1 protein-coding gene and 1 pseudogene are annotated in these 942 nt (G+C 63.2%); both read left to right on the forward strand.

What is annotated here, in order from left to right; genetic code table 11:
- Nucleotides 1-546 (forward strand): NADH-ubiquinone oxidoreductase-F iron-sulfur binding region domain-containing protein (locus EN925_RS37530; RefSeq protein ID WP_281040708.1); only part of this gene is annotated, 546 nt, incomplete at its 5' end.
- A 70-nt stretch (nt 547-616) separates the two neighbouring features.
- Nucleotides 617-942 (forward strand): annotated as a pseudogene (locus EN925_RS37535) (NADH-ubiquinone dehydrogenase); the annotation flags it as partial.

Raw genomic sequence — 942 nt, forward strand, 5'->3', positions numbered from 1 at the left:
GTCGAAGAGGCGATGTCGATCCCGTTCCGCGAACTGATCGAGACGCATTGCGGCGGCATTCGCGGCGGCTGGGACAATCTTTTGGCGGTCATACCGGGCGGCGCTTCGGTGCCGCTGGTGCCGGCCGAGCAGATCATCGACGCGCCGATGGATTTCGACGCGCTGCGCGACCTCAAATCCGGCCTTGGAACCGCGGCTGTCATCGTCATGGACAAGTCGACCGATGTCGTGAAGGCGATCGCGCGGCTTTCCTACTTCTACAAGCACGAGAGCTGCGGCCAGTGCACGCCATGCCGCGAAGGCACCGGCTGGATGTGGCGGGTGATGGAACGGCTGGTGCGCGGCGAGGCGCAGAAGCGCGAGATCGATATGCTGCTCGACGTCACCAAGCAGATCGAAGGCCATACGATCTGCGCGCTGGGCGACGCGGCGGCATGGCCGATCCAGGGCCTGATGCGGCATTTCCGCGGCGAAGTGGAGCGGCGCATCGACGAGTTTTCGCGCAATGCGCACCGGGCCGAGCCTGTGATGGTGGCGGCGGAATAGAAGAACGTTTTACGCGGACGAAAGTCCGCAGCGAAGGGCGGGCGAACGACGAAACGACCAGGAGAACTCTATGGCGCCGTATTCGAACCCGCTGATGCCCAATTTGGACCAGATCGACAAGATGAACCAGGACTTGACCAGGATGATGCCGAAGGAGATGGCCAGTGCCGTCAACCTTTTCGTGCATCCTGTGGCGGGTGCGGCGGCGATGTCGGCGCTTGGCCTCGGGCTTGCCAATCATGCTTTCGGCGTCTGGCTGGGCGCGTTTTCAGGTGCGGCAGAAGCCTCGCAACGGCTGCTGCAGCCGATCGTCGATGATTTCGAGGCGCGCGTCGCGCAGTTCGATGATCCGAACTCTTCCTCCACCAAGGCGCGGGCGACGGCGAAAACCATGAT

Source organism: Mesorhizobium sp. M7A.F.Ca.US.006.04.2.1 (assembly GCF_004022915.1).
GTDB classification, from domain to species: Bacteria; Pseudomonadota; Alphaproteobacteria; order Rhizobiales; family Rhizobiaceae; genus Mesorhizobium; species Mesorhizobium ciceri.